Annotated in this window: 6 protein-coding genes; all 6 read left to right on the forward strand. The window is 43.0% G+C overall.

Going from position 1 to position 3100, the window contains the following annotated elements:
* Positions 1 to 645, forward strand: a 645-nt coding sequence (locus ACJML3_RS10210; RefSeq protein WP_406022936.1) for an HK97 family phage prohead protease, incomplete at its 5' end; no start/stop codon positions are given.
* Between the two features lie 3 nt (positions 646 to 648).
* The gene (locus ACJML3_RS10215; RefSeq protein ID WP_406022938.1) at positions 649 to 1809 is read left to right on the forward strand and encodes a phage major capsid protein; all 1161 of its coding nucleotides are present in this window, start codon (positions 649 to 651) and stop codon (positions 1807 to 1809) included.
* 15 nt (positions 1810 to 1824) lie between these two features.
* Positions 1825 to 2001 carry a hypothetical protein gene (locus ACJML3_RS10220; RefSeq protein WP_406022940.1) on the forward strand — a complete coding sequence of 59 codons (177 nt, stop codon included), beginning with the start codon at positions 1825 to 1827 and terminating at the stop codon, positions 1999 to 2001.
* A gap of 4 nt (positions 2002 to 2005) precedes the next feature.
* On the forward strand, positions 2006 to 2281 hold the full coding sequence (locus ACJML3_RS10225) for a hypothetical protein (protein WP_406022942.1): 276 nt from the start codon (positions 2006 to 2008) through the stop codon (positions 2279 to 2281).
* Positions 2263 to 2571 (forward strand): phage head closure protein, encoded by a 309-nt coding sequence (locus ACJML3_RS10230; protein WP_406022944.1) that lies wholly within the window; start codon positions 2263 to 2265, stop codon positions 2569 to 2571. Before ACJML3_RS10225 ends, ACJML3_RS10230 begins: the two co-directional genes overlap by 19 nt.
* A 9-nt stretch (positions 2572 to 2580) precedes the next feature.
* Positions 2581 to 3000, forward strand: coding sequence for an HK97 gp10 family phage protein (locus ACJML3_RS10235; protein ID WP_406022946.1), 420 nt, complete (start codon positions 2581 to 2583; stop codon positions 2998 to 3000).
* Positions 3001 to 3100 lie beyond the last annotated feature (100 nt).

Here is a 3100-nt window from a genome sequence, read left to right on the forward strand (position 1 = left end):
ATGGAAAAGATGAATGACAAATTTTATCGTGATTTCAAATGTGAAGTAAGAGCAGCCAATGATGAGGCTAATGGTGATTTTATCACAGGACAGCCTATTGTATTTGGTGACACATATGATGTCGGTGGAATGTTCAGAGAGACTATTGATGAGGGTGCGCTTGATAACACAGACTTAAAGGATGTGCGTTTCCTGGTCAATCACAATTTCTCAATGATCCCACTTGCAAGGTCAAGAAATAACAATGCTAACAGCACAATGCAGTTGGAAAAGGTGCAGGGTGGCTTGAATATCAGAGCTAAGCTCGACACAGAGAACAACGCAACAGCTAAAGAGCTATATTCTGCTGTTAGTCGTGGAGACATCTCAGGGATGTCCTTTGCATTTTTGGTTGATAAGGAAAGTTGGACTGATCTCGATTCCGACTATCCTACTCGACATATAGAGAGTATTTCAAGCGTATTTGAAGTGAGTGCGGTGACATCACCTGCTTACGAAGCAACGTCAATTGAGGCAAGATCTGATGCTGAGGCACTGGAGAGTGCAAAGGCTAAGCTGGAGAGCGAAAGACAGAGAAAAGCCGAAGAGAGAAAAGCACAGCTTGAGGCTCTTGAAACAAGAATAAATAGTTTAATGGAGGGTTAAATCATGACTATTGAAGAGATCAAGGCCCTTGATATGGAGGGAGTTGAAAACCGCTCCATGGAAATCAAGGAAGAAATGACAGCAGAAAATGCTGATCTTGAAACTCTCAGCGCAGAAGTCACAGCTCTTGAAGAGCGTAAGGCTGCAATCGTTGAGAAAATGAAAAAGGCACAGGCAGCAGTTGCCGAGGGTGCTGGAAAAGAAATCGAAAAACAGGAGGAAAGAAAAATGGCACTTACATTCGAAGAGGTAAGAAGTTCAGAGCAGTATGTAAACGCATACGCAGAATATATCAAGACAGGAGATGACAAGGAAGTTCGTTCCGTGCTCACAGAGCTCGGTGTTGGCGCTAGCGATCCCACATCTGGTGTTGCTGTTCCTACATCTGTTGAGGACAGAATCAGAACAGCATGGGAGAATGATGCAATTCTTTCAAGAGTAAAGAGATCAAACGTTAAGGGCATCCTTAAAGTTGGTTTTGAGCTTTCAGCTACTCCAGCAGCTGTTCACGCAGAGGGCGCTGCTGCTCCAGATCCTGAGACACTCAATCTTGGTATTGTTTCACTTGTTCCTGAAACACTTAAGAAGTGGCTCACAATTTCTGATGAGGCATTTGACCTCAGAGGTCAGGCATTCCTTGATTACATCATGGATGAGATCGAGTACAGAATCATTAAGCTCGCTGCTGATACAGTAGTTGCTGACATCACATCAGCTCCTACAACAGCAACAAAGACAGCTGCATCTGTTGCTCATGTTGAGAGCACAGGTATTTCTGACATTGTTAATGCAATCGCTGCTCTTTCAGATGAGGCTCAGAATTCTGTAGTCATCATGAACAAGCAGTCATACGCATACTACAAGGGCCTTGCAATGGCTGCTGGTTATGCAGTAGATCCTTTTGATGGTCTTGAGGTACTGTTCAACAACACTCTTGACGTTGCAACAGCAACTCCTGCAAGTGGAGCAGTAAACAAGATTGCAATCGTTGGTGATCTCCAGGGCGAGAGTGTAAACTTCACAAATGGCTATGAGCCTACAATCAAGGTTGATGACCTTTCACTTGCTGAGAGCGATCTCATCAAGGTTGTTGGCAGACTTCCTATGGGCCATGGCGTAACCGCTTGCGGAAGATTTGCAGTAATCACAAAGACAGGCGCTTGATAAAGAGGTGAGCCTATGAAGATAAAAATGCTTTTAGACAGCAGAATTTTCTTTGCAAAAGGCTCAGAGATAGAAGTTGACGAGAGGGAGGCTGAGAGGCTTCTCTCTCTTGGCTTTGCTGAGAAAGTAGCAGAGAAAAAGGCTGTCGTTGAAACCAAGGCTGAAAAGCCAAAGAAGAAAAAAGAGGACTAAAATCATGCTTGAGAAAGTAAAACTTGCGCTCAGAATAACAACAGATGCTTTTGATTCAGAGCTCAACGATCTGATTGATGCTGCTCAGATGGATCTTGGCATTGCTGGTGTCGTTATTCCTGATGAGATAGATGCAATTGTTTCCAGGGCGATAACTACATATTGCAAACTCAACTTTGGTGAGCCTGATGACTATGACAGGCTAAAGAGAAGTTATGACGAGCAAAAGGCACAGCTTTCAATGGCAACAGGGTACACAGTATGGATAGATCAGACGTAATCAATCTAATAAGTGAATCACGGACACAAGACGATTATGGTCGTTGGATTGCCACAAAGACATCTAAACAGGTTATGTGCCAAGTGGATAGCATAACAAGAGCGGAGTTCTTTGAGGGTGGTCGCAATGGTTTGAATCCTGAGTTCAAGTTCACAATGTTTTTCGGTGATTACTCTGGAGAATCCATTGTTGAGTACCAAGGCAAAACATATGCCGTGTATCGTACTTATTTAAGACGTACAGACATTATAGAGCTATATGTTGAGCGCAAAGGTGGAACAAACACTTGAGGTTGATTTATGGCAGTAGTAAGCAGTTCACGATTCAATTTAAAAGAGGGTATTGAAAGCGCAATAAACAAGTACCTTGAAGATTATAGTGAAGAGGTCATTCAGGTGACGGAAAAGATTGTTGCTGATGTGGCAAAGGATTCCGTTAATAAGTTAAAGGCTGAATCACCAAAGAGAGAGGGAAAATCAAAACATCAATACTCAAAAGGATGGACTTACAAGCTAGATAAAGGAAGATTGCGCACAGGTGCTGTGATTTATGGTAAAAAAGGCACTTACAATCTTGCGCATCTGCTTGAATATGGTCATGTCCTGAGAAATGGTGGTCGAACAGTTGGTGAAGCATCAGCAAGGCCGCACATTCATAAGGTTGAGCAGTGGGCTATAAAAGAGTTTGAACAAAGGCTCAAAAGGGAGTTAGGAGGCTGAAAATGACATACAAACAAATAGCATCTATGGTTAGCAGTATCGGACTTCCGTATGCCTATTATCAATTTCCTGAGGGAACAGCACAAGCGCCACCATTCGT

This window comes from Succinivibrio sp. (assembly GCF_045124615.1).
In the GTDB taxonomy this organism is placed as follows: domain Bacteria; phylum Pseudomonadota; class Gammaproteobacteria; order Enterobacterales; family Succinivibrionaceae; genus Succinivibrio; species Succinivibrio faecicola.

Bases quoted from the DNA above. Each gene is read 5' to 3' on its own strand.
- ACJML3_RS10215 (WP_406022938.1), top strand. From the start codon at position 649: ATGACTATTGAAGAGATCAAGGCCCTTGATATGGAGGGAGTTGAAAAC.
- ACJML3_RS10220 (WP_406022940.1), top strand. From the start codon at position 1,825: ATGAAGATAAAAATGCTTTTAGACAGCAGAATTTTCTTTGCAAAAGGC.
- ACJML3_RS10225 (WP_406022942.1), top strand. From the start codon at position 2,006: ATGCTTGAGAAAGTAAAACTTGCGCTCAGAATAACAACAGATGCTTTT.
- ACJML3_RS10230 (WP_406022944.1), top strand. From the start codon at position 2,263: ATGGATAGATCAGACGTAATCAATCTAATAAGTGAATCACGGACACAA.
- ACJML3_RS10235 (WP_406022946.1), top strand. From the start codon at position 2,581: ATGGCAGTAGTAAGCAGTTCACGATTCAATTTAAAAGAGGGTATTGAA.